Raw genomic sequence first — 25220 nt, 5'->3', positions numbered from 1 at the left:
ATTTGAGTTAGTTTAATTGAGTTGTTTGAGTTAGTTTTTGAAAATTATCGGGCTTTGAAAAAGGCCCGGTAATTTTATCAAAAAGAAAGACTGAACAAACTATAATTGTAAAAAAGAATGAAGAATAAGAAGATAAAAACAATAAAGTTCCCACTGGCCATTACTTTCATTATAGTAATTTTTGCTTTTTCCTGTAAATCGGAAAAAAAGGAAAAAATCGGAATATCCTCCGAAGAAAAAATAGCCGAATACACAAACCCCTTGGACGTCGAATTCGGTGATCCATACATTTTGGACAACGGTGACGGCTATTTTTATATGTACGGCACCGGTGGTGGGGCAAAGGATGGCTTTGCCACTTATTCCTCGACCGATCTGGTGGACTGGAAATTCGAAGGCCAAGTATATCAAGGCAATACCGAAACGTCATGGAACCTAAAAAGCTTTTGGGCACCCGAAGTATATAAAATCGATGCGAAGTATTATTTATTTTATAGTGCCGATAAAAAGGATAACCCTACGAACGAACTGGAAACCTTTAGCATTGGGGTGGCCGTTTCCGATAGCCCAACAGGTCCTTTTTCCGATTTGAAGAACGAACCTCTTTTCGAACCCGGCTATCCGATTATCGATGCCAATGTCTTTCACGACGATGACGGAAAATACTATTTGTATTATTCCCGCGCCTGTTACAAGCATCCTGTGGAAAGCGAGATAGCAGATTGGGCAAAAAGGGAAGGGCTGTACGAAGAAATCGAGGAAAGCTGGGTCTATGGCGTGGAACTTGCCCCAGATTTCAAAAGTGTAATCGGAGAGCCCGTTCTGTTGCTGCGCCCACCTAAAACTATGGACGATAAGAATGCCGAATGGGAAAGCCGTTCGGTAACCTCAAAGGAAATCAATAGAAGGTGGACCGAAGGTTCCTTTACGTTTAAGCATGGCGGCAACTATTATATCATGTATTCTGCCAATCACTATGCAGGCCCAAACTACGCTGTGGGGTATGCGACCTCCGAACATCCTTTGGGACCCTATACCAAGGCCGAAAACAATCCGGTCTTGGAAAAGAATGTTGAAAAAGAGGGTAACGTAACCGGTACGGGGCACAATATGGTACTCTTTCTTGAAAATGGGAAAATGTATGCCGTATATCACGGCCGCACGAAACAGACCGGAAGTGAGCGAGTCGTTTTTATGGACGAAATGGAAATTTTACCAGATGGTAAATTGGTGGTACACGGCCCGACCACAGAACCAAGACTACATCCACTATCAAAATAAATTCAATAAACTATAAAATGAAGAATCCATGAAAAAATCAATACTTGCAGGTCTTTTGTTATGTGCCTTTTATATTGGCTCAAGCCAAGAAAACCTCCTCGAAAAAAATAAATGGTCTCGCGAAAAGGCCCATGAATGGTATGCCCAACACGCCTGGATGACGGGTGCCAATTTCAATCCGAGTACGGCCATCAACCAATTGGAGATGTGGCAGGAAGAAACCTTTGATCCAGAAACCATAGACCGGGAACTGGGTTATGCGGAGAGCATCGGTTTTAATACCATGCGGGTTTACCTGCACAGCCTTGCCTACAAAGCCGATCACGAAGGATTCAAAAAAAGGATAGACACCTACTTGGGCATCGCCGATAAACATGGTATCAAAACGATGTTCGTCTTTTTCGATGATGTCTGGGGCAAGACTCCAAAAATCGGGAAACAGCCCGATCCCGTTCCGGGCACCCATAATTCAGGCTGGGTACAGGATCCTGGAGACCCCGCATCCAAGGAAGAAAAGAATTTTCCAGCTTTGGAAAGCTATGTCAAGGATATTCTAAAAACCTTCGCCAACGATAAGCGCGTGCTGATATGGGACCTGTACAATGAGCCGGGCAATACCGGTAAACTGACCAGCTCACTGCCTTTGCTCAAAAACGTATTTATATGGGCACGGGAAGTCAATCCAAGCCAACCCCTGACAGCAGGTCTTTGGGCATGGGATTTTCAAGAACTCAATACATTTCAGGCCCAGAATTCAGATATTCTTACATACCACCATTATGAGGATACGGAAAAACACCAACATGTAATTAATCTATTAAAGACCCACGGTAGGCCAATGATCTGTACCGAATATATGGCACGTACGAACAACAGCCGATTTTCCAACATTCTCCCGCTACTTAAAAAAGAGAACATCGGGGCAATCAATTGGGGTCTGGTCGCCGGAAAATCAAATACCAAATATGCTTGGAACACACCTATAAAAGATGGAAGTGAACCAGTAGAATGGTTCCATGAAGTCTTCCGAAAAGACGGTTCACCATATCGACAAGACGAGGCCGATCTGATCAAAAAACTGAACAACGAGGTAAAAAAATAATCGAATGAAAATAAAGAGACCACGTTGGATTGTGGCCATGTCTATAATTCTGTTGATGACGGCTTGTAAGGAAAAGCAAAAGAGGGTCGAAGATGCAGATTTAAAACAAGAAATAAAATTAGAAGTTATGTCTTCTAATTTAAAGGAAGAAAATTTCAATACCACAATCGATGGCAAACCGGTAAAACTATACTGGTTGCAAAACAAAGATTTAAAAATGGCCATGACCAACTATGGGGGCCGTATCGTAAGTCTTTATGTGCCCGACAAGAACGGGCAACTGACAGATGTAAGCATTGGTCGTGGCAGTATCAGGGAATACGTCGAATCCGCAGAAGCCTATTTCGGGGCTACCATTGGCAGGGTCGGCAACCGTATCGCCAAGGGAAAATTTACTATGGACGGCATAGAATATTCGATACCCACCAACAATAATGAAAATGCATTGCACGGAGGTTACAAAGGTTTTCAGGATGTAGTCTGGGATGCGGATCGGCCCAACGATCATACCCTAGTGCTTACATATAAATCGCCAGATATGGAGGAAGGTTTCCCAGGTAATCTGAGCGCAAAAGTTACGTATTCCATAACGGATGATAATGCGGTTAGAATCGAGTACGAGGCCACGACCGACAAGCCGACAATAGTCAATTTGACCAATCATACCTATTTTAATCTCAATGGGGAAGGTAGCGGTACAATCTTAAATCATTCTCTTCAGCTTTATGCCGATAAATTTACTCCTGTGGACGAGGGATTGATACCCACTGGCGAATTTAAGGAGGTAAAGGGCACACCTTTCGGTTTTACAAGTCCGCATACCATCGGCGAACGTATTGAAACTGACAACGAGCAAGTAAAGTTCGGCGGCGGTTATGACCATAACTTTGTGCTGAATGATAAAAAGGAAAATGGCATGAACCATGCTGCCAAGGTTATAGGGGACAAATCGGGCATTGTAATGGATATATATACCCAAGAGCCTGGTATACAATTTTACAGTGGAAATTTTATGGCTTCCGAAAACACTTTGAAATCTGGTGCCAAGGATGATTTCAGAACGGCCTTTTGTTTAGAGACCCAACATTTTCCCGATGCGCCCAACCAGCCCGCTTTTCCTCCGATACGATTGAATCCGGGAGAAATGTATCATACGATTTCTGAGTATAGATTTTCAACTCAATGAAATAGGGATATGATAAAATAGATTTACAGTATCAGGGCATGTAGTGCTGTTTTAAGTAACTTATCCTACCAAATACTTTGGCAAGGCTAATCGAAGGATGATTTTGTACATTCTCTTTTTCTTATCTTGATGACTGTATTTCAATCGTTACTTTTTATAGCATCGACCTCCGATAAAAGGGAATAACAAGCACCGCTACAAATGAAAAAGATAATCTTACCGCTTTCAATGGTCTTGAATCTGGTACTGATTATATACCTGCTTTCTAACGACTGCAAGGAAACCGCTTCAATGGAAGAACCCAGTCATCTTGTTGCTGCAAATCATGTGGTGGACGAAAAGGGACTGACCGTGCAACCGGTGAATATAACGATGTTGGGCAACTCGATTACCTATGCAGGGGATTGGCAGCAACTGTTAGGCAGAAAGGATGTGTTTAATGGCGGAAAAACGGGCTGGACCAGTCAACAGCTTTCCTGGGTCATCAAGGATTTCATAGTCCCCAATAGACCCAGGCTATGCTTTTTCATGGCCGGGATCAATGACTACACCTTGGGCATAACCACACAGCGCATCTATGAAAACATGGCCATGATCATGGATTCCATACATAGGGTCGGAACACACCCGATATATACGACTACACTTTACCAAGAGGGCAACATGGAACGCAACCGTGAAATAGATACCCTGAACGCAAAAATGCGGTCGTTTTGTTCGCAAAGGGGCTACGACTTTATGGACCTAAGGCCCTTTTTATGCGAGGACGGTGATATTTTGGGCGAGTACGTACAGGAAGACCATACCCATTTAGAACCTTCCGCCTACCCGCAATGGGCCAAGGCGATGCGACCAATCTTAAAAAAATACGACCTGGACTGAGGGCGGGCCCCGAAATTATAGTGGCCGTTTATTTTTAATTTACGACATCCCAATAAACCTAAAAAATGAAAAAATATTACTGGATCCTTTTATTTCTTTTGGCAGCACAGGTCGGTCTGGGACAGAAAAGTCCGAACGACTATGTAAACGTCTTTACCGGAACCTCGAATTCGCGATGGATGTTGTTCCCCGGCCCTACCATGCCCTTCGGAATGGTAAAGCTCAGCCCAGATAACCAGGCTAATGTCTGGAACGGTGGCTATGAGTATGCTATATCGAGTATTTCCGGGTTCAGCCATGTGCACGGCATGAGCCTATCTGGGGTCAGTTTTATGCCTTTCGTGGGCGACCTGTTCTTCGGGGAGGAATACCCGAAACTTTTCCCCGGTACGGCCGATGGCCCCTTTGGGAACATGTGGACGGCCGGCTACCGCTCACGATATACCAAGGAAAGTGAAAAGGGAAGCCCAGGATATTATTCGGTGCACCTTTTGGATCACAAGGTGACCGTTGAACTTACCGCCACAAAACGATGCGGGATGATACGAAGTACGTTCCCAAAATCGGATAAAAGTTACCTCCTCCTTGATTTCGATTCGCCCACAGAGGAGCTGACCGAGATATTGGATGTGGGTTTCAAAAAGATAAGCGATACGGAAATCGAGGGGGCGATTACCTTTAAAAATGGATATGCGGACAACACCACGGTCTATTTTAGGTCAAAGTTCAACAAAAAAATCAAGGGCATGGACGGGTGGCAATACGAACCCTATACAGGAAAAGACGTGAACTACGGGGTGCAATGGCGAAGGGAATGCGAGTTGACCAAAGATATCGGCACCTTTTCGGGCAAGGCGCAAAGCGGCATAGTGCTGCATTTTGAAACGTCGGAAGGAGAACAGGTAGTCACATCCACGGGGCTTTCGTTCGTCAGTCTCGAAAATGCCGCAATGAACCTGGAATCGGAACTGGGATCCCTGGATTATGATTTCGATAAAGTCGTGGCCCATGCAAAAAAGGAATGGAACGACCTTTTAAGCGTGGTCGAAGTAAAAGGAAAGGAAGAGGACAAAGAAAAGTTCTACACCAATTTCTACCGCTCGTTTACGGGCAAAAACCTCATGAGCGATGTCAACGGCGAATATGTCGATATGTGCGAGAACGTGCAAACGGTCCAGGCTCCCGCCAAAGCTGTCTATAGCAGCGATGCGCTTTGGGGCACCCAATGGAATCTATTTCCTTTATGGACCTTGGTCGCACCTGAATATGCGAATTCCTTTGCCAATTCGTTGATAGAACTTCAGCGGCACGGCGGTTGGATTCCCGAGGCTCCTGTCGGACTTGAATATTCCCCCATCATGGGCGCACAGCACCAAAACGCCCTTCTCATTAGCGCCTATCAGAAAGGGATAGCACAATTTAATCCGGAAGAGGTGTTCGAAATGATAAAACACGATTACACGACACCGGGCATCGAACATCCCTGTGGAGGGGTTGCGGGAAACAGGCACATGAAGGACTACATGGAATATGGCTACGTACCGGAGGAAACGGGAGCGGCCTCCAATACCATGGAATACGCCTTCGATGATTGGTGCCTTGGCCAATTTGGCCTGGCATTGGGCAAAAAAAGGGATGCCAAATTCTTTTTGGAGCGGTCCGGCAATTACAAAAACCTTTTTGATAAAGAGACAGGCTATCTAAGGAGAAGGCACAAGGACGGTAGTTGGGCCGACGATTTTGATCCTTTCCGAATGGGTACCGAAGGCGGTTGGAATGGCCCTGGTTATATGGAAGGCAATGCATGGCTATACACCTGGTTCGCCCCACAAGACTTGCCCGGACTCATGAAATTGATGGGAAAGGATGAATTCAATAGACGTTTGGAGGAAGGTTTTGAAAAAGGCCATGTCGATCTTACCAACCAGCCGAACCTTCAGGCCCCCTTTCTTTTCAACTACTCGGGCAAGCCATGGCTGACCCAAAGGTATTCGAGGATGGTAGCCAACAAGTTTTTCAGCACTTCGCCCTATTCCGCTTGGCTCGGCGAAGAGGACGAGGGACAGATGGGAGCCTTTTACTGTCTTCTGTCCATGGGCCTGTTCGAAATGAAGGGCGGTTGTTCTGTAGAGCCCTACTACGATCTGAGCAGCCCTGTCTTTGACGAAATGATCATACACTTGGACAGGAATTATTACCAAGGAAAAAAGTTTGTCATCAGGACGCAGAACAATTCCCCAGAAAACGATTACATCCGATCGATTTCCCTCAACGGTAAAATAATCGATGAACCCAGACTAATGCATAAGGATATCGTAAGCGGTGGAGAATTGGTCATCAGTTTGGGCGACACACCGGATATGGAATACTGGAGGTAATTGAAATTCAGTACTACTGATGATTTAAGAACTGCCTTTTGTCTAGAGACCCAACATTTTCCCGAAGTGTCCAAACAGTCCGATTTTCCTCCGATATGATTGAATCTGGGAGAAACTTACCATACGATTTCGGAATATAGGTTTTCAACCCAATAAAATAGGGATATTGCTAAATGAGATTTGCAGAGTTTACTTTGATTCCATAAAAAGTATAGCGATCAAATCGGGTAAGATGATTCCAATTTGGACCCAAAATCCATAGATCCATACTCATCTTAAACGATGCTTTTTCTGCATTGCGAGATGGACTTTCATCTACATTGGTATGGCTCAAATATTAGGATTTTGCATATGGGATGTGGTGTACACACATTCCATTATGTGAGAAAACACTTCCCCGCTTTACAAAATCGATTAATATAATTTGATTCAGAACACAACAATTTGATTCAAAAAAGAGAACTAGCCCAAAAGTTCCAAAAGATTGAATCAAATTGACTAAGAAATGGAATAAACCAATGTGTTCCATTATTGGTTTTATGATACTTTGCAATACAATCAATTTGGATGTACGTAACTAGAAACCAGAGAAATATGATTGTACGGTTTCTATAAACTTTCAACAATTTCGTAAAATGTTTAGGGGCAATTAATTTTAAGTTAACTCATGTCACATCAGAACCCGAGCAAACCTTTGCAGAAATTCACTGACAATCGGCCAACGGTGCAGATTTCGTCACCCGGAAGAATCAATCTTATTGGAGAACATATTGATTACAATGATGGATTTGTTTTGCCCGCAGCAATTGACAAGTGCATTTACCTAGCACTAAAGGCAAATGGACATGAAAGCCGTTGTACCATACGAAGTGAGGGCTTTAAAAATACTTTGGTAGTGGGCCTAGACAAACTGGGCCAAGGTACGGAAGGTTGGCACAATTATGTAATCGGCGTAATAGCCGAAATCAATAAACTTTCTGGTAAGTTAAGGGGTTTTGATTGTAACATTGAAAGCAAAGTGCCAATCGGTTCGGGGGTAAGTTCTTCTGCCGCCTTGGAATGTGGTCTTGCCTATGGATTAAACGTACTTTTTGGATTAGGACTGGACAAGTGGGAATTGATTAAAATTGGTCAGCGGGCCGAACATAATTTTGTTGGGACAAAGTGTGGTATCATGGATCAGTTTGCATCTGTAATGGGAAAGGACGGACATACGATGCTTCTTGATTGCCGCTCCCTTGACTTTAAATACATCCCGACGAATCTTGAACCTTATCGTTTACTTCTGCTGAATACCAACGTTTCGCACAACCTTTCCACAGGTGAATATAATGTTAGAAGGGAGCAATGCCAAAAAGGCTTGACCATTTTAACGAAACTCTTCAACATAAAACCGTCTTTTAGAAATGTAACCCTTAAAATGCTCGATGAGGCAAAGGAAGAACTGGGAACATTATTATACGACCGCTGTTCTTATGTCGTTGAGGAAACCAAAAGGGTTTTGGACGCAGCGGAAGCCTTAGAAGCCAATAACCTGGATAGAATGGGCCAACTTATGTACGAATCCCACGAAGGTCTCAGCTCAAAATATGAAGTAAGTTGTCCCGAACTGGATTTTCTGGTAGAATTTTCAAATACGGAACCACAAATTCTAGGTACGCGAATGATGGGCGGGGGTTTTGGCGGCTGCACTTTGAACCTCATCCATAAGGATGCACTTGAACGGTTTATTCGCAAAGTCACCCAAGCATATAAGAAAGAGTTTGATTTAGATCTATCATATTTTCAAACCGTTCCGAGCCAAGGAACATCGACAGTAAGCAGACGCTGATGAAATTAGACATTAACGAACATCCGCATAGAAGGTACAATATCTTAAACGATGAATGGGTGTTGGTCTCCCCGCACCGTACCAAAAGGCCATGGCAGGGCAAACAAGAAAAAACGGCACCCGCCGACAGACCGACCTATGATGCGGGTTGCTACCTCTGTCCTGGGAATGTACGAGCCAATGGAGATTCCAATCCAAACTATAATACGGTATATAGTTTCAAGAATGATTTTTCCGCACTACTTACAGACACTCCTTCTGATGAGATAAATGAAGGTTTGTTGCGGACCAAAGGGGACAATGGTATTTGTAAGGTGATATGCTTCTCCCCGGACCATTCTTTGACATTACCTTTAATGCAGGTGCGATCAATTGAAGATGTAATTGGTATTTGGCAAAAGGAATACCATGAGCTCGGTGATATAGAAGGTATCAATTATGTTCAAATATTTGAAAACAAAGGCGCTTTGATGGGTTGCAGCAATCCGCACCCCCATGGACAGATTTGGTCTCAGAATTCAATTCCACAAGAAGTAGTAAAAAAGTCGAAACAGCAGCTTTCCTATTGGAATGAGAATAAAAGAAGTCTTCTAGGGGATTACTTGAAACAAGAACAACAGATGGATAAACGACTCATATGGCAGAATGAACACTTTGCCGCCCTAGTTCCCTATTGGGCGGTTTGGCCCTACGAGGTTATGATTATTCCAAAACGACACGTACGAAGTATTGCCGATTTGACCGAGATTGAGAAAACGGGTTTTGCTAAGGCCATTAAGATCGTAACCACGAAATATGACAACCTGTTTGAAACCTCTTTTCCCTATTCAGCCGGAATTCACCAAGCACCAACGGATGGAAAGGCACATCACGAATGGCATTTTCATATGGTATTCTACCCACCCTTATTACGTTCGGCGACGATTAAGAAATTTATGGTCGGTTATGAATTGTTGGCCAACCCCCAACGTGATATTACCGCCGAACAAGCGGCGGGTACATTAGAAGGGCTTTCGGAAGTCCATTATTGTCAAAGGAAATGATGATTTTCAACTATACTTGATTATGAAAAAAAAGATAATTGTAACCGGAGGATGTGGCTATATTGGGTCACATACGGTAATCTCTCTTTTGGAGGATGGATATGAAGTCGTAGTATTTGACGATTTTTCAAATTCAGATGTGAAAACACTTGACCGAATAAAGCAAATAACGGGAAAAACTGTTCAATATGAAATGGTGGATCTTAAGGATACGCAGAAAACCAATAAGGCATTTAACCGGCATGGCGATGCGATCGCCATAATTCATTTTGCCGCATACAAAGCTGTGGGAGAATCGCAAAAAAAGCCGCTGTCCTATTATCGCAACAATCTATTTGGTCTAATAAACATCGTGCAGAATCAATTGGAAAATGGAATCGAAAATCTGATTTTTTCCTCATCGGCAACGGTTTATGGGGAGCCGGACACCCTGCCCATCAGTGAAGGGAATGAAGTCAAACGTCCTTTCTCGGTTTACGGAAACACGAAAAAAATAGCGGAGGAAATCCTTCAAGATACGGCAAGAGCAAATCCAAAATTTTCCGGAATATCCCTTCGTTATTTTAACCCAATAGGAGCCCATGGATCTGGATTGATCGGTGAACTTCCTTCAGGGACTCCCAATAATTTGATGCCCTTTATTACCCAGACAGCCATCGGTCTGAGACCTGAATTAAAGGTATTTGGAAATGACTACGAAACAAAAGATGGAACTCCAATAAGGGATTATGTCCACGTAATGGATTTGGGAGAAGCCCATGTAAAGGCTCTGAATTATATCCAGTCGAGTTCAAAAAAGACAAATTGGGAGGCATTCAATTTAGGGACAGGGAATGGGTATAGTGTTTTGGAGATTATCAACACCTTTGAGGCTCTTACCAAGAACAAACTAAATTACAGAGTGGTTGAAAGGAGGGAGGGAGACGTTCCCGAACTATATGCATCTTTTCAATTGGCTGAGCAAACGTTCGGCTGGAGGCCCAAAAGAGGATTGGACGAAATGATTCTGTCCTCGTGGGAATGGGAGCGGAATTTTAGAAAACAACAGGCCAATATGCTAAATTAATTTTAAAATACATACAGTTGTTGATAACAACAATTTTTTTGTGTTGCATAGGCTTTATTAATAAATCATATGTATATCGTAAATCGACTGACCTATATATTGGTTTAGCAATACTTTTTTTGGGCATAAGATAACCACAAAAGCAGTTGGGTAGATTCTTGAACACGGATGTAAGAATTTGCAATTAACTTACATTTCTACCAGGATTTTTGAATTCAAAAATGCTTCAATAAAGGGAAAGAAAAACGACTTTGTAAAAAAGGATTGCTAAAAGAACGGTCTTTAAAATGTAAGATTTTGGGATGAGCATATATACGCATACATTCGTTAAAAAATCGATGGTCAGGCTAGTTATAATTGGCATGTTTCAATTTTTTTTATTCACTTCGATACTTTTAATTATCATTGAATTATGCCACGACTTCAAATTTTTAACTAAATATTAGTTCTCGGTATTTAAAAATATCAATGATTTGTTGATTGCCGAAGGCAACTATTTCCTAAGCAATAGGACTCCTATATGAACAAGATTTCCAAGTGAATTAAGCGTTCAAATGTAATAAGCATCAAAAATTCAGTATGTCTTTGTTGGATTAAACAATCGGCACATTTTTTTTTGGGGAGAGCATTAATTAGCTAAAGTAGAAATGATTGAAACAACGTAGTTGATATTGTGGCATACATCCCCCAAAGAATGTTATATCAGTTTTACAAAATATCTCTTGTACAATTTATCGGATTAAAATGAAATACCTTCACGCTTATATTTCGACCAATCGGTCAACTCGTCCTTGAACCCGTTAAAGACCTCCTCTTGTTTTTTGCCCCTGTCGCCCGATAAAGAACTGATAGCGTAAATGCCCCTTCTGAGCACGCGGTTTTGTTGGATGCTGGATTTTCTTGTTATGGCTCCTTGCAAGGTTTTCCGAAGTCCATTGTCCATGTGGTGCTGCACCATTTCCCGATGAAGGTTAGGGTACACTTTTTTCGCCGTTAGCATAAAGGCGACTTTGTCGTACATCCCCCTTTCCATGAGATTTCCCGCCCATAGGTTTTCAAGGTTGTTCCTGCCGTCATTTACAAGGCCATTGATAACGGGTTGCTGTTCTTTTAATGCTTCGGTCAAATCGGGTGTTGAACTCAAATACTGGCTCGTTCTATTCGGCAATGGGCAACTAGTTCTGTTGTCCGTGTAAACTGATTTGACCTCAAAACCTTTATCTCCTTTTATAAAATAGAAACCCTTGGCATTGAAAAGGGCAATATAGTCCTTCGGGGATTTTTCAAAGGGGGCGTGCATCCGTTCGACATTTTTCACATAGGAACCCAATGCGACACTTTCATATTGCTTTTTGTAGACAGGATTCATTTTTTCATAGAGCTTCGGAAAAACCATGGGAAGGAACATGGCCGTTGCAGTCAGCTTGGGGCTTTTTTGGGAAGACTGTTCCGACAGCATTTCCAGCATCAAATGGTTTTGGCGGACAAAACCCGAGGATACATATTTTTCCATATGCTCGGGGAAAGGCAAGCGACCCAAAGGAACGGGAACCGTATGCTTGTTCGAATTGGCAAAGGACAATTGGTTATTGTGATACTTTACGCCCAGAGATTGGAACAAAAGACGAACGCTACCCTTTTCTATTCCAACATCGAACATGCCTTTCTTCAATACCTTGCCGATAAGTTTGAATTTATTTTCCAAGATTTCTTTTTCCTTTTTGGTCTCAATTTCATACAATCTGTCCCTGACCATTGGAAAGGCATTCTCTAACGCTTTTCTGAATTCGGTCTTTTGACTTTTTGGGATGTAGCGTTCCAAGAAATAATGCTTTTTTGAAGCGGTCAAGCTGGGGACGATATTCCCGAAGTTGGTTTTCAAAATATGTTCCGAAAGCAGTCCTTGCTGTTTTGGGGATTGCAGATAGGATGTTATCAATGCCTCTTTTATCATTTTTTGGATTTCCAGTTTAAACTGTTTGCTCTCGATATCGATTGTTGTGGGTTCATCGCCGTTCCCAAAAATGTCCAAGCGATTCTGCATCCGAACGTTCTTGCCGAGTTCCCTTGTCCTGAAAACATAGCGCGATTTGTCAAAGACGGTATACCCCTCGATAGCATCTCCTTTTTTGTCCAGTTTGATGTCGATGCCCTGATACTCCTTTAATATGTCTTCTAGGCCATGCGGATCGATAGTATGAAAAAGGTCATAGGTTGTTTCAATTTGTTTCAACAGGCGTTTTCGGTGCATCGGTAACAGTTTCGATTTGGAATGGGCATCGAACACCTTTTGCAGTTTTGGGCCGCTCAGACCTCGGTGCACGGCGGAACCATTGATGAACCTTGTTTGGTAGCCTTTTTGATTGTTCAGGCCATAGGCGACCCCAATCCTTCCCGATTCGCTTTTGATCTGTCTGATTTCGATATGATAGGGCTTGATCAGTCTTGCCAGTTCCTCGAAACTCCGTACTTTGTATTTTTGGTTGATGCTGTTAAGCACATCCTGTAGATAGAATTTCGTCCCTTTTTCCGCATCCATACCGAATTGTTTTTCCGGCAATCGGTATATGGGCAGTTGGCTTTTTTGTTTCGTTGTCGGTGCCTGGGACAGCCCGTATTTCTTCTCCAAGTACTGCCTTGTCGCCATGCTCCTTTTATGACTATTAAAAATGGGCAGGACTTTTCCATCTTCTTTTACGATAGTGGTTACGATATGGACATGCTCATGCTTGGTATCGTTGTGCCTGACCACCACATAGGGCTGTTCTCCAAAACCCATATTTTCCATATATTCCTTGGAAATCCTGTAAAAGGTTCTGTTATCCAAATGTTCGCCATGGGGAAGGTTCAGGCTGATATGGGCATAGCGGTTTTTTGTAGCATTGCGCTGTCCCTGAAAATGGAGCACGTTCCCAAAGAACCTTGGCGATATACTTTGGGAAAACGTGTTGCCGTAACCGAGTATTCGCATACCTTCTTTCCCGAAGATATAGTTCAATGTCCCCGTACAGGTTTCGCCATAAATGATTTTTGCTATCATCCTGTTCTTTCTTCCATTGTTATTTCGATAAGTGAGTACAGCAGTTCGTTGGTCTTTCTTATTTCCTGTTCGAGGTTCGAATTTGGGCTTCTCAGGTTTTTGTGGTGTGCGATTTTGACCAGTTGGTTGATGTTGTTGCCTATCCTGTTGATGTGGTAGGCAAGGTTCGAGGTGTCGGGGAGCATATCTTTTTCCTCGGCCCCTTGTTGCAGTACCAATCTTCTAAGCAATGGACTTATCGTTCCCCTTTCGGAAATATTCAGATTATAGGATTCACAGATTTTTCGCAATCTTTCATATTCCGAATCGTTGAACCGCAGCATCACGTTATAAAGTCGCTTCTTGTTTCCCAATCGTTTTCGGCCTCTTTTTCGTTGCTTCATTTTTATTGCTATTTAAGGCAAAACACTTCGCAAGAAGTAGACAATTCTAAGTTACTTAGAATGCACCTCGCTATCCGTTTCACGGATAAATATAAGTAATCAATTTTGAATTTAACTATCTTATAATCAATTATTTAACCGACTAAATCATATCGAACCATATCAATATAAATGGGTACAGATAGGAGATTTATATGGCCTGATATGGTGTTTAAAAAATGAAAGAAATATGAAAGAAATATGAAAATATCTAAGCTTTTTGTGGGTAGGGAGAAAAAAGGGCAAGCGGCTTTTCGCCGCTTGTGCTTTTGCGCGGCCGCGAGGGGGTCTCGCAAAACTGGAACGGAAAGACGATCGAAAGCGGGCGGGCGAAGGTCGCCCGCTCGGGAGGATCGGAGTGGAATTTTTGCATGACTTCCGCAGTGGTTTGGGAATATATATGAATGAATAAAATAGTTAAAAAGTGTGCTATGCCATTCGCTAATATCTTTACTCGGTATCTTTGGGTAATCTCAAAATATCACCCTACGACCAACAAAAAATTTATAGCCCATTGATAAGTATTAGCGACAAAATGTTCATTACAAAAGATATCAATGCAGCTACTATAGCCTATTTTAAAAAGTCGGTTCTACGTAAACTATTGATGAGTTTTTCCTTTGAACCACAATCAAAGAATGAAATTATTACCGACCTGTTCAAAAGTATTAATCATTATGGATTTGACTTGCCCAACGAGCATGAATTAGACCTTTTTGGAATGTTATGGCAGTTCAAAAATAACCTTGAAGAGAACGAACTAACCGCTCTGTACTTTTGGGGCTTGAACCAAAAATACATGTATTATTTCGAGAATTTTTTAGGTGAAAGTGATAGCTATCCAGAAAAGAAATTCGACAAGGAATTTGGCAGGTCTCTTGCCTATAAAGTCTATAATCCTAACGCTAGTGGATTGGAGGAGGACACCATAGAAGAACTCAAAGTACTCTTATGTAATTTCGCTAGTGAATTTGATTTATCGGTTATAGATGAATTTACATCAGAAGAGATAGTAGAGGTTATTGATATCTACTGTTCATCATCGAATAATTTCGTGCCGGTTCTCTAGTTAAGAATTGTACTTACGTGTTAACGGAGTGTTTTTATGTAGAATGTTCATAACTAGGATTAAGCTGTAAGCCCACTTTCTAAAAGATCTAATTGCTCCGTATGCTTTTCAGGATTCGCTTCTTTTAGCTTTTGTAGATTTTGCAGTTTCCATTGCACTGCAGGGTAATCTCCAAAATCCAATAACCTCCAATCGGGAGTCCCATTTTGGAAACTCAGAAGAAATTTATTGTCGGTATCGGTAAGATTCTCATGAATGGTTTTGATAAGCAAACTTCTCGTAACCTCAAAATCTTCATAGGTAAATTCTTCTTCACTCATACCCTCAAATTGATTCGCCATAGCTGAACGTTGGTCAAGTAAATTTGGAGCAAGCATTTCATGTAGTGGTCTATTGCTACTTAACAGTCCAAAGAGAAATCCTGCTCTGACTTCCTCGGCAAATCCCTCGTTTTCTAAAAGATATTTGACATCGAAAAAATCTCTAGGATGCTGACGATCCAACGCAGCACAAATCTTACCTCCATAGAGCTGGCCAATAGGAACAACTTGGATTTCACAAAAAGCATCGAATGCTTCCTGTGCCTTTTCACATAAGGTCATTTTGATAGGTGGCGCAATGGTTCCACGCATTGCCTGATTGACTTCCAGTTTTATTTGAGCTTGTGTATTGGAAATTTGCAATTTAAGTTCAGCTTGTTTGTGTATAACCTTGGCGTTTGGGACAACCGCTTGAATAGTTGCTTTAATTCTTTCCAAGGCCCCCGTTATATTTTTAAAAGATGTTTCCCTATTCTCGACCGGAACGTAGGTTAAATCAATATCTACGGACAACCCAGGCATTTCGCGAACGAACAGGTTAATGGCCGTTCCTCCATGGAGGGCAAAGCGTGTTTCTTTTGCAACTTCCGGAAGTACATTCAACAACAGTGAAGCTTGTGATTTATAATTCGCCATTTGCAAATTCGGTAGGGACGGTTATTTTATATTTTGAATTGTAAACACCATTTTTTACTATACTTCGTTTACCACTTCCTAAATCTATTTTTTCGAGGTTTAAATGTTGAAGCCAACTATGACTAGCCTTTTCGGCCAGAAATAAAAAGAGACGTTTTACTTTTATAGAGGAACAGTTTTCCAATAGATTTTGAACAAGATTGGGTCTTAGGTTATTTAACCCTTCCATTAATTGGTAACACTCCAGAAGATCTTGATTTTTGGGTGTTAAAAATAAACACTCTAGCATTGCCCTTGCAGCACTGGAAACTTTTATGGTAAATGTGTTCAACTCCACTTCGGTAAGTCCTATTTCTGCTGGTAGAAAAGAAGAACTATAGTAGTCTAGGGTTACGCCCCAATCATGCTTTAAGCACCAAGTGGGCAGCTTATCGTTTTTTCCACCGAACAGTGTAACCTTTTTTTGGGAAAGTTCTAAATAATGTGATTTTCCAAGTAATGAGAAAGCGGTCTTCCCCGCTGGATGTACAAATAGCCCTGCTTGATTTTGGAGAGCATAGATTGCACCTTCGTAACCGACATTATCGCCCGAGCGTATCATGGCTCCTGTACCTATTGAGGTAAACCAGTCACTGCTACGATACCTTTTTTGTAAATCAAGGCTATACCCTTGTGCTACTAACCATGAGGATAGGTAAACGATTCCCGAAGGATTCGTGCCCAATAATTGGTTTATTTTTAATTTACTATCGGTACTCACGGTACCAAATTACGTAATTTCTTAAACTTTATTTGGAATTGGTTTATAATTTATGACATACCGGTACTTGTAGTACCATAAAATAAGAAATATTAAACTATACTTTGGAGATTTTTTTTCAAAGTTAAAATAGCTCACTAAAGGCCTAAACCTTTACCCCTTCTCTTTTTGACACTTTTTTCGACGGTTTTATCCTGTCTTTTATTTTTAGAAAGTTTGGCTTCATCTATAAACTGCTGCATGCCCAAGTGCATGGGATTTGAGGGCATGATTTTCTCCTGATTTTCAAGCATAGGGGATTTGAGATTCAATTCCTCTGCCAATCGATAACCCAAGTTAAAGGCATGCTTAAATTTTTCGTCAACTTTGATGTCTTCTTCCATTTTTAAAAAGTTTCTCGGGCGTGTTTCTCGATGTATGCTATAATAGAATCCCTATCGTAAAGGATAATCTTCTTTTGGGGTTGGGAAAACCTAATTTTTCCTTCATCCCTTAATCTCTGAAGGGTAGTCGTAGATTTTATTCTAAGGATAGACATTGCTTCTTCCCCATCAATCCATTTTTCGGGCTTATCCTGCCTTTTGGATTCAACATGCTCAATGACCTTTTTAAACAAGGCATAAAAGGCTTCCTCTTGTAGACAGACGACTTGCATGACAATTAAATAATGGGATGTTTATGGTTCAAGATAAGACTTTTTTACTTTTATATAAAATCTTGATTATTAAACTCTTGAATGTTTATAAATAGTTTATAAATGAAGAAATAAAAAAGCCCCCAATCTCTTGGAGGCCTTGATTTTATTGGCGGTCTGGACGGGACTCGAACCCGCGACCCCCTGCGTGACAGGCAGGTATTCTAACCAACTGAACTACCAGACCGTGGCGTTTAGCGTGTGCAAATATACATCCCTTATTCAATTGCACAAATATTTTCTTTTAAAATATTATCCTTTAGAGAAATTTGCTTCGCTCTACCAAAAAAGTATTTAGAATGGTGGAAAAATCACCGTTAATATCTACCTCTACATATTTCATGCGATATTGTGCACATTTTAATTTAATATCGGTGTAGAAATCCGTTATCTTTTTTTCATAGGCCTCCTTTATATTATCTGCATACAGATCCAGATATTCCCCGGTTTCCACATCCAAAAAGCGTTTGGGCGTATTCTCAAAATTAAAATGAAATTCCCGCTCCTTATCCATCAAATGAAAAAGTACCACCTCATGTTTGTTGTATTTCAAATGCCTAAGGGCCTCAAACAATTCGCTATCCTCTTTTTCCGTCTGAAACATATCAGTAAATAAGAATATGAGACTTCTTCTTTTTATTTTTTCTGCAATCTGGTGTAGATAGGTATAGGTATTGGTTTCTTTTGCCGGTTGTTGGGAGGTGCCTATTTCGTTCAGTTTGGCCAAGAGCATTTGAAAATGGCGTTCACTACCTTTTTCTGGAGCATAATAATCGTAATTGTCTGAAAATACACTAAGCCCCACGGCATCACGCTGTTTTTTGAGCACATTCATCAATGCGGCAATGGCCAGCACGGCAAAACCTATCTTGTTAAGGTGGTCTAGGGATATGTCCTTGATCTTGGGATAGTACATGGAGGCCGAGTTGTCCAATATCATGTGGCACCTTAGATTGGTCTCCTCTTCGTATCTTTTGGTATAAAGCTTATCGGTTTTTGCAAAGAGCTTCCAATCGATGTGTTTGGTACTTTCCCCGTTGTTGTAGATTTTGTGTTCGGCAAATTCGGCGGAAAAGCCATGAAAGGGACTTTTATGGATACCACTTATAAAACCTTCCACCACTTGGTCTGCCAACAGTTCCAAGTTGGGGAATAGCGAAGCATTATTTAGTTCTTGCCGTATATCCACAGCTTAAAGATAGGATAAAAAAAGTCCGGTGTAAAACCGGACCTTTCTCAATATAATTTCAAAATAGAATTTTATAAAAGCGCATCGATAGCGTCAGTATAAACCTTTTTAGGGGAAACACCAACCTGTCTACTTGCAATTTCACCATTTTTAAAGACCAAAACGGTAGGAATATTTCTTACTCCATATTTAGCTGCGAATTCCTGGTTGGCATCAACGTCTACTTTTCCAACAATTGCCTTTCCTTCATATTCGCTACTTACTTCATCGATAATAGGACCTACCATTCTGCATGGTCCGCACCAAGCCGCCCAAAAGTCTACAACTACTGGTTTGTCACTTTTTAAAACTACTTCATCGAAAGTAGCATCTGTTATTTCTAATGCCATGATTATTACTTTTAAATGATTATGCAAATTTAGTCAAATATTCAACGGTTTCCTTACGCTGATTGTATTCGTTTTGATTATTTCCAAATTGATGGAATCTATTCTACTTGGATTTCGTCAACGGAACGGTCCGGATAAACTGCGATAAGGTGTGTTCTAATGCCTATAGGCGTAGCATTTTCTAAGGTTTTGAGCTGTACTTGCATATTTTTTGATGGTATAACTGGCATATGGCATTGGATACAATTACTTCCGTTTTTTCCCATTTTGGTGGAAGGAAGGGTGCAGTGCATATCACCTTGCTTATGGCATGACAGGCATTTACTGTTAAAATATTCCTGTTCGTTTCTTTGGTTTTTGTGGGGGTCATGGCACGTGATACAATCCATTTGGTCCGATGCGGTAAAGCATTTACTGCTGATCAATAAACCATATTGATTTCCATGTACATCCAAGGTTTTACTGGGTCTAAGGGATTGATAGTTCTTTGAAAAATTGGACAACGTATCACCGGGTAAAAAGGTAAAAGGGTTTCTGATCTGATTGTTTCTAAGTCCCGAGTGGCAAGAGGCGCAAAGGTCAAGGCTTTGTTGTCTTGACAAGGAAGTCAGGTTGACCAAAGAAGAGTCTATACCATTAGCTCCCGTACTGTTTCTTTGGAAAGCTACATGTTTTTCTGCAGGTCCATGACACTTTTCACAATCCACTCCCAAAACCATTTTTGTTATGTCGTATTGGTTTTTATTGGAGGCATTATCCTTGCTTCTGGCAAAGGTAACATGACATTTTAAGCACATATCGTTTACAGGGCGCAAAGGGTTTAGCCTATTGGTATAATTGGGGCTATTGATCCATTCATCGGTGGGAACAAAATAGGATGCCTGAAGTTGAAATAGACCATCGGATTGATCCGTAAGGTAGGACTGACCTTTTAATCCAGATCCAATAGTAATATCCATACCCCAATCGAAGGTGCTTTTATCACCATATTTGATTTGTGCATGCTGAAATGGTTTGCCGTCCCTTTCCGTTATTGTTATATCTGCATCTTGTAAAGAAACTACGTTTTCCCCTGTCTTAAGACTTCCCTTGATATTGTCTATATTGGTAAATACAGAGGTATTGTAATGGGCGGTTTTTATATGGGTTTCATATATGTCCTTATGGCATTCCATGCATGTGGCAGAACCTATATACCCTTGGCCGTTGTAATGATATGCAATTACCTTTAAATCCGAATATTCCTCGGTGGGCCCAGTAGTATATTGAAATAGTTTTATTCCGATAAAACCTATCAGGAACAAACCTATAATGTAAAGGGCTTTTTTCTTCAAGGGCAGAATTTCTTAATACTAATTTAGTTTAAAATGTACCTGCTGTTCTTCCAATCGCTGTAAAAGCTCACTGGAAATCTGAACTTTTTGTTTTCGGCTGGATAGGCGGACCTTTATCTGCTCCTTCATTTCGTACACGATGAAATTTAAGGCGTGGTCTCCCTTATGAGAAATCAAAGTATCCTTTAATTGATGGACATTTTCTTCTTCTAGCTCGTCAATATTCAATTTTATGGTCAATTTTTTTGCATAGGATTCCATGACATCCTGTAACAACATAAAACTATTGAACTGCATTCTTGGTTCTCCCTTGAGTCCGGTATCCCTATTCACCCAACCTTCCCGAACGTAAAGTTTTATGTACGCAAAAGAATTGAGCATTAAAAAGTGTCTGAACTTAAGATATTCCTCACCAAAAATCCTAAATTCGAAGGAGTCCGTATAATCTTCCATGGTAAAGGAAGCCCAACCCTTGCCGTTCTTGGAAATTCTATGCTGCACGTCCGTTATGACACCTGCGAATGTGAGTTCCCTGTTTACATAACTTGCCAAATCGTTACAATGGGACAGACTGGCATTACAGAACGCCTTGATTTCCGTTTTAAAATCGTCCAGAGGGTGACCGGAAATATAAATTCCTACAACGTCCTTTTCCCTTTTCAATTTTTCCATGGTGCCCCATTCCTCGCAAGGGGGTACAACGGGTTCCGGTATGGAAACTTCACTGGCTTCACCAAAAAGGCTTACCTGGGCAGAGTTTTCGTTCTCTTGAAATTTGGCTCCGTACTTGATTACCTTTTCCAAGAAGGTAATTCCGTCACCCTCATTGTGGAAATACTGCGCCCGATGCGAATTCCCCAAGGAGTCAAAACCACCGGCAAGAGCCAGATTTTCAAACGCTTTTTTGTTTGCTGCTCGTAAATCGATACGTTTTGCCATATCAAAAACGGATTTATAAGGTCCGTTTTCCTTACGTTCTTCCACAATAGCTTCTACGGCCCCTTTTCCAACTCCTTTAATGGCACCCATGCCAAAACGTACCGCTCCTTCTTTGTTTACGGCGAATTTGTAGTAGGATTCGTTGACGTCTGGGCCAAGTACATCCAATCCCATGCGCTTACATTCCTCCATAAAAAAGGTCACCTGTTTTATGTCGTTCATGTTGTTACTAAGAACGGCCGCCATATATTCGGCAGGGTAGTGGGCCTTGCAATATGCCGTTTGGTAGGCTATCCAGGCATAACAGGTTGAGTGGCTCTTATTGAAAGCATATGCGGCAAAGGCTTCCCAATCTTTCCATATTTTTTCCAGTTTATCCTCTGGATGACCTTTTTCCGAAGCCTGTTGGATGAACTTGGGCTTCATTTTGTCCAGTACATACTTTTGCTTTTTTCCCATGGCTTTACGAAGCACGTCCGCTTCACCTTTTGTAAAATCTGCCAACTTTTGGGAAAGGAGCATCACCTGCTCTTGATATACAGTGATACCATAAGTTTCTGCCAAATACTCTTCACAGGCTTCCAAATCGTAAACGATTTCCTCGGTGCCATGTTTCCTTGCGATGAAGCTTGGAATGTATTCCATGGGACCTGGTCGGTACAGGGCATTCATAGCAATGAGGTCCGCAAAAACCGTTGGTTTTAAAGCCCGCATGTGCTTTTGCATCCCGGGCGATTCGTATTGGAACACCCCGATGGTTTCTCCGCGTTGGAAAAGTTCATAGGTCTTTTCGTCATCCAGCGGAAAATTTTCAGGATCAAGCTCAATACCATGTTTCGCCTTTACGATTTTAACCGTATCCTTGATCAAGGTCAAGGTTTTAAGACCTAGGAAGTCCATCTTTAATAGCCCTGCGCTTTCCACTACGGAATTGTCGAACTGCGTGCAGTACATGTCCGAATCCTTGGCCAAGGCCACGGGAACAAATTTTGTGATGTCATCCGGGGTAATGATGACCCCACAGGCATGTATTCCTGTGTTACGCACCGAACCTTCCAGGACATAAGCTTGGTTCAAGGTTTTAGATTCCAAACCATCGCCTTCGGATATGGCCAAGAGTTCATTGATCTTTACAAGGTCATCACTGTTGAACTTGCTTTTTAGAACCTTTTCATCGACCCCCATAATCTTTTTCAACTTGGACATATTGGGAATCAACTTAGCCATACGGTCGGCATCTCCCAACGGCAGGTCCAAGGCCCTGGCGGTGTCCCTTATCGAAGACTTGGCCGCCATGGTGCCATACGTAATGATTTGGGCTACTTGGTTTGCGCCATATTTTTTGATGACGTAGTCCATCACGCGGCTACGGCCTTCATCATCAAAATCAATATCGATATCCGGCATGGAAATCCTGTCCGGATTTAGGAAACGCTCAAAAAGTAAATCGTACTGAATAGGGTCTAGGTTGGTAATCCATAGACAGTAGGCAACCGCAGAGCCTGCGGCAGAACCACGACCCGGACCTACGGAAACATCCATTGCGCGCGCTGCTCGAATAAAATCCTCCACGATTAAAAAATACCCGGGGTAACCGGTTTTTTCTATAACCTGAAGCTCAAAATCCAGTCGCTCATCAATTTCAGGAGTAATTTCCCCATACCTTTTTTTGGCACCCTCATAAGTGATGTGCCTCAAGTATTTGTTTTCGCCCCTTTTGCCTCCGTCCAATTTGTCCTCTTCAAACTGAAATTCCTCTGGAATATCAAAAGCGGGTAATAATACATCCCTGGCCAGCGTGAACGTTTCAACTTTGTCGATTACTTCCTGAATGTTGATGATGGCTTCAGGGATGTCCTTGAAGAGCTCCTTCATTTCATCGGAGGACTTAAAGTAGTACTCCTGGTTGGGCAATCCGTAACGATATCCACGTCCTCTACCTATTGGGGTAGATTGCTTTTCACCATCCTTAACACACAGTAAAATATCGTGGGCATGGGCATTTTCCTTTTTGGCGTAGTAGGTGTTATTGGTGGCGACCAACTTTACATTATGTTTTTGGGCGAATTGTATCAGTACCTGGTTTACGCGGTCTTCATCCTCCTGTCCGTGGCGCATGATTTCTATATACAGGTCGTCCCCAAAGGTGGATTTCCACCATAAAAGGGCTTCTTCGGCTTGGTTCTCACCTACGTTCAATACCTTACTGGGAACTTCGCCATATAAATTTCCAGTCAATACAATGATATCCTCCTTGTATTGTTCAACAATTTTTTTGTCAATTCTGGGGACATAGTATTTACCGTCCACAAAGGCAATGGAGGACATTTTTGCCAAATTGAGGTAGCCGTTCTTGTTTTTGGCAAGCATCACGATTTGATAACCGTTATCCTTTACCGATTTGTTGGTGTGGTCTTCACAGACCTGGAATTCACAGCCAACGATCGGAGTGATTTCAAGTTCGGGCTCAGGAAGGATTTCCAAGGGTTCCTGACCTTCTTCCAAGGTTCCGTTCAAAGTGGCTTCGTGCCGTTTTCTGTTTTCCTCGTTCCTAGACTTTACCCCGTTATTATGATTGATTATGCCATTGACAAAGTGAAAGGCCCCCATCATATTGGCGTGGTCCGTCATAGCTACGGCAGGCATTTTTTCATCTGAAGCTGCCTTAATCAGGTCTGGTACGCTAATGGTTGACTGAAGTATGGAAAATTGGGTATGGTTATGGAGATGTGCAAAAGGTGCAGTCTCCAAAGTGGCTAAATTTTCTTTTATTTCCTCTTTGGAAATGCCACCCGTATCCTTTTCCCAAAGGGCATCTGCAATTTTTTTGGAAGCTTTTTTGAGATTGATGTGTTTTAGACCGATGAGCTGAATTTCCTTTGGATTGGCCTCGGAAAAATTCTTAAAATAATTCGGTTGAACATCCAATTGCTCGGTTGTATATTGCCTTAAGCGTATCAACTCCAAAAAGCAACGGGTGGTTGCTTCAACATCCGCAGTGGCGTTGTGTGCTTCCGCAAAAGGTTCCTTGAACAAAAATTCATGAAGTTCCGTTAGGGTAGGTAGTTTAAATTTACCTCCGCGACCACCGGGAATCTGACAGAGCTCGGCAGTGTGTTCCGTACAGGTATCCAGTACAGGAAGTTCCTGCAATGGGTTTTCAACGTTCATTCTATGGAACTCGGCACCCATGATATTCACGTCAAAACCTACATTCTGCCCCACGATAAACTTGGTTTGGGCCATGGCCTTGTTGAATTTTTCCAATACTTCAGAAAGAGGAACACCCTCTTGTTCCGCCAAGGCCGTGGAAATACCGTGAATCTTTTCGGCATCGTAGGGAATGTTGAAACCATCAGGTCTTACCAAATAATCTTGATGCTCTATAAGGTTCCCCATGGCATCGTGCAACTGCCAGGCAATCTGAATACATCTAGGCCAGTTGTCCGTATCGGTTATGGGGGCGTCCCAGCGTTTTGGTAATCCAGTTGTTTCGGTGTCAAATATTAAATACATGTGCTATTTCCTGTCTATTTGGGCTGTCGGCCTGAGCGAAGTCGAAGGACATGGACAGCGTAAAAAAGTATCGATAAAATTAAAGAAAAGAGCTGGTCTGGGAAAAGGGAGTTTTTATAAGTTATGAACGAAAAAAAAGCGGA

At 41.8% G+C, this 25220-nt stretch carries 20 protein-coding genes and 1 tRNA gene; 9 read left to right on the top strand and 12 right to left on the bottom strand.

Annotation, left to right across the window (positions count from 1 at the left end):
* Nucleotides 1-117: 117 nt before the first annotated feature.
* From CJ263_RS05460 to CJ263_RS05440, 5 genes are all read left to right on the top strand, one after another.
* A complete protein-coding gene (locus CJ263_RS05460; RefSeq protein ID WP_094996331.1) occupies nucleotides 118-1281 on the top strand; it encodes a glycoside hydrolase family 43 protein in 1164 nt (387 codons plus the stop codon).
* Between the two features lie 28 nt (nucleotides 1282-1309).
* The gene (locus CJ263_RS05455; protein WP_094996330.1) at nucleotides 1310-2383 is read left to right on the top strand and encodes a cellulase family glycosylhydrolase; all 1074 of its coding nucleotides are present in this window, start codon (nucleotides 1310-1312) and stop codon (nucleotides 2381-2383) included.
* Between the two features lie 4 nt (nucleotides 2384-2387).
* Nucleotides 2388-3569: an aldose epimerase family protein gene (locus CJ263_RS05450; protein ID WP_229702322.1), complete on the top strand. Its 1182-nt coding sequence runs from the start codon at nucleotides 2388-2390 to the stop codon at nucleotides 3567-3569.
* A 201-nt stretch (nucleotides 3570-3770) separates the two neighbouring features.
* Nucleotides 3771-4451: an SGNH/GDSL hydrolase family protein gene (locus CJ263_RS05445; protein ID WP_094996328.1), complete on the top strand. Its 681-nt coding sequence runs from the start codon at nucleotides 3771-3773 to the stop codon at nucleotides 4449-4451.
* Between the two features lie 65 nt (nucleotides 4452-4516).
* On the top strand, nucleotides 4517-6829 hold the full coding sequence (locus CJ263_RS05440) for a GH92 family glycosyl hydrolase (RefSeq protein WP_094996327.1): 2313 nt from the start codon (nucleotides 4517-4519) through the stop codon (nucleotides 6827-6829).
* 169 nt (nucleotides 6830-6998) lie between these two features.
* Here CJ263_RS05440 and CJ263_RS20875 read toward each other — a convergent pair whose 3' ends face one another.
* A complete protein-coding gene (locus tag CJ263_RS20875; RefSeq protein WP_158657089.1) occupies nucleotides 6999-7163 on the bottom strand; it encodes a hypothetical protein in 165 nt (54 codons plus the stop codon).
* Nucleotides 7164-7496: 333 nt separating this feature from the next.
* Here CJ263_RS20875 and galK point away from each other — a divergent pair, with 333 nt between their 5' ends.
* The 3 genes from galK to galE are packed head-to-tail and all read left to right on the top strand — an operon-like array spanning nucleotide 7497 to nucleotide 10769.
* Nucleotides 7497-8660 carry a galactokinase gene (gene galK, locus CJ263_RS05435; RefSeq protein WP_094996326.1) on the top strand — a complete coding sequence of 388 codons (1164 nt, stop codon included), beginning with the start codon at nucleotides 7497-7499 and terminating at the stop codon, nucleotides 8658-8660.
* Nucleotides 8660-9703, top strand: coding sequence for a UDP-glucose--hexose-1-phosphate uridylyltransferase (locus CJ263_RS05430; protein WP_094996325.1), 1044 nt, complete (start codon nucleotides 8660-8662; stop codon nucleotides 9701-9703). Before galK ends, CJ263_RS05430 begins: the two co-directional genes overlap by 1 nt.
* A gap of 22 nt (nucleotides 9704-9725) precedes the next feature.
* Nucleotides 9726-10769 (top strand): UDP-glucose 4-epimerase GalE, encoded by a 1044-nt coding sequence (galE, locus tag CJ263_RS05425; protein WP_094996324.1) that lies wholly within the window; start codon nucleotides 9726-9728, stop codon nucleotides 10767-10769.
* A gap of 739 nt (nucleotides 10770-11508) precedes the next feature.
* Here the strand turns inward: galE and CJ263_RS05420 are convergent.
* Complete coding sequence (locus tag CJ263_RS05420) at nucleotides 11509-13809, bottom strand: relaxase/mobilization nuclease domain-containing protein (RefSeq protein ID WP_094996323.1); 2301 nt, start codon at nucleotides 13807-13809, stop codon at nucleotides 11509-11511.
* On the bottom strand, nucleotides 13806-14192 hold the full coding sequence (locus CJ263_RS05415; RefSeq protein WP_094996322.1) for a plasmid mobilization relaxosome protein MobC: 387 nt from the start codon (nucleotides 14190-14192) through the stop codon (nucleotides 13806-13808). The genes CJ263_RS05420 and CJ263_RS05415 overlap by 4 nt, the downstream gene beginning before the upstream one ends.
* 574 nt (nucleotides 14193-14766) lie before the next feature.
* Here CJ263_RS05415 and CJ263_RS05410 point away from each other — a divergent pair.
* Nucleotides 14767-15300 (top strand): hypothetical protein, encoded by a 534-nt coding sequence (locus tag CJ263_RS05410; RefSeq protein ID WP_094996321.1) that lies wholly within the window; start codon nucleotides 14767-14769, stop codon nucleotides 15298-15300.
* A 59-nt stretch (nucleotides 15301-15359) separates the two neighbouring features.
* Here the strand turns inward: CJ263_RS05410 and CJ263_RS05405 are convergent, their stop codons facing one another.
* The 9 genes from CJ263_RS05405 to dnaE form a co-directional block, all read right to left on the bottom strand.
* Nucleotides 15360-16256 carry a nucleotidyl transferase AbiEii/AbiGii toxin family protein gene (locus tag CJ263_RS05405; RefSeq protein ID WP_094996320.1) on the bottom strand — a complete coding sequence of 299 codons (897 nt, stop codon included), beginning with the start codon at nucleotides 16254-16256 and terminating at the stop codon, nucleotides 15360-15362.
* On the bottom strand, nucleotides 16243-17016 hold the full coding sequence (locus tag CJ263_RS05400) for a type IV toxin-antitoxin system AbiEi family antitoxin (protein WP_094996319.1): 774 nt from the start codon (nucleotides 17014-17016) through the stop codon (nucleotides 16243-16245). Before CJ263_RS05400 ends, CJ263_RS05405 begins: the two co-directional genes overlap by 14 nt.
* Before the next feature lie 137 nt (nucleotides 17017-17153).
* Nucleotides 17154-17399, bottom strand: coding sequence for a hypothetical protein (locus CJ263_RS05395; RefSeq protein WP_094996318.1), 246 nt, complete (start codon nucleotides 17397-17399; stop codon nucleotides 17154-17156).
* Between the two features lie 2 nt (nucleotides 17400-17401).
* Complete coding sequence (locus CJ263_RS05390) at nucleotides 17402-17671, bottom strand: helix-turn-helix domain-containing protein (RefSeq protein ID WP_094996317.1); 270 nt, start codon at nucleotides 17669-17671, stop codon at nucleotides 17402-17404.
* 149 nt (nucleotides 17672-17820) lie between these two features.
* Nucleotides 17821-17897: transfer RNA gene (locus tag CJ263_RS05385), tRNA-Asp, on the bottom strand.
* Between the two features lie 72 nt (nucleotides 17898-17969).
* Entirely contained in the window at nucleotides 17970-18899 is a 930-nt protein-coding gene (locus CJ263_RS05380) for a DUF58 domain-containing protein (RefSeq protein WP_094996316.1), read from the bottom strand.
* Nucleotides 18900-18970: 71 nt separating this feature from the next.
* Nucleotides 18971-19288 (bottom strand): thioredoxin, encoded by a 318-nt coding sequence (trxA, locus tag CJ263_RS05375; RefSeq protein ID WP_094996315.1) that lies wholly within the window; start codon nucleotides 19286-19288, stop codon nucleotides 18971-18973.
* A 98-nt stretch (nucleotides 19289-19386) separates the two neighbouring features.
* Nucleotides 19387-20622 (bottom strand): multiheme c-type cytochrome, encoded by a 1236-nt coding sequence (locus CJ263_RS05370; RefSeq protein WP_094996314.1) that lies wholly within the window; start codon nucleotides 20620-20622, stop codon nucleotides 19387-19389.
* An 18-nt stretch (nucleotides 20623-20640) separates the two neighbouring features.
* Nucleotides 20641-25077, bottom strand: coding sequence for a DNA polymerase III subunit alpha (gene dnaE, locus CJ263_RS05365; RefSeq protein ID WP_094996313.1), 4437 nt, complete (start codon nucleotides 25075-25077; stop codon nucleotides 20641-20643).
* Nucleotides 25078-25220 lie beyond the last annotated feature (143 nt).

This window comes from Maribacter cobaltidurans (assembly GCF_002269385.1).
GTDB lineage: Bacteria > Bacteroidota > Bacteroidia > Flavobacteriales > Flavobacteriaceae > Maribacter > Maribacter cobaltidurans.
Note: the sequence above shows the minus strand (reverse complement) of the source record. Positions and strands in the feature narration are given on the sequence as shown.

Excerpts from the sequence above, each read along its gene's own strand:
- CJ263_RS05460 (WP_094996331.1), top strand. The coding sequence starts at position 118 with ATGAAGAATAAGAAGATAAAAACAATAAAGTTCCCACTGGCCATTACT.
- CJ263_RS05455 (WP_094996330.1), top strand. The coding sequence starts at position 1,310 with ATGAAAAAATCAATACTTGCAGGTCTTTTGTTATGTGCCTTTTATATT.
- CJ263_RS05450 (WP_229702322.1), top strand. The coding sequence starts at position 2,388 with ATGAAAATAAAGAGACCACGTTGGATTGTGGCCATGTCTATAATTCTG.
- CJ263_RS05445 (WP_094996328.1), top strand. The coding sequence starts at position 3,771 with ATGAAAAAGATAATCTTACCGCTTTCAATGGTCTTGAATCTGGTACTG.
- CJ263_RS05440 (WP_094996327.1), top strand. The coding sequence starts at position 4,517 with ATGAAAAAATATTACTGGATCCTTTTATTTCTTTTGGCAGCACAGGTC.
- galK (WP_094996326.1), top strand. The coding sequence starts at position 7,497 with ATGTCACATCAGAACCCGAGCAAACCTTTGCAGAAATTCACTGACAAT.
- CJ263_RS05430 (WP_094996325.1), top strand. The coding sequence starts at position 8,660 with ATGAAATTAGACATTAACGAACATCCGCATAGAAGGTACAATATCTTA.
- galE (WP_094996324.1), top strand. The coding sequence starts at position 9,726 with ATGAAAAAAAAGATAATTGTAACCGGAGGATGTGGCTATATTGGGTCA.
- CJ263_RS05420 (WP_094996323.1), bottom strand. The coding sequence starts at position 13,809 with ATGATAGCAAAAATCATTTATGGCGAAACCTGTACGGGGACATTGAAC.
- CJ263_RS05415 (WP_094996322.1), bottom strand. The coding sequence starts at position 14,192 with ATGAAGCAACGAAAAAGAGGCCGAAAACGATTGGGAAACAAGAAGCGA.
- CJ263_RS05410 (WP_094996321.1), top strand. The coding sequence starts at position 14,767 with ATGTTCATTACAAAAGATATCAATGCAGCTACTATAGCCTATTTTAAA.
- CJ263_RS05405 (WP_094996320.1), bottom strand. The coding sequence starts at position 16,256 with ATGGCGAATTATAAATCACAAGCTTCACTGTTGTTGAATGTACTTCCG.
- CJ263_RS05395 (WP_094996318.1), bottom strand. The coding sequence starts at position 17,399 with ATGGAAGAAGACATCAAAGTTGACGAAAAATTTAAGCATGCCTTTAAC.
- CJ263_RS05390 (WP_094996317.1), bottom strand. The coding sequence starts at position 17,671 with ATGCAAGTCGTCTGTCTACAAGAGGAAGCCTTTTATGCCTTGTTTAAA.
- trxA (WP_094996315.1), bottom strand. The coding sequence starts at position 19,288 with ATGGCATTAGAAATAACAGATGCTACTTTCGATGAAGTAGTTTTAAAA.
- dnaE (WP_094996313.1), bottom strand. The coding sequence starts at position 25,077 with ATGTATTTAATATTTGACACCGAAACAACTGGATTACCAAAACGCTGG.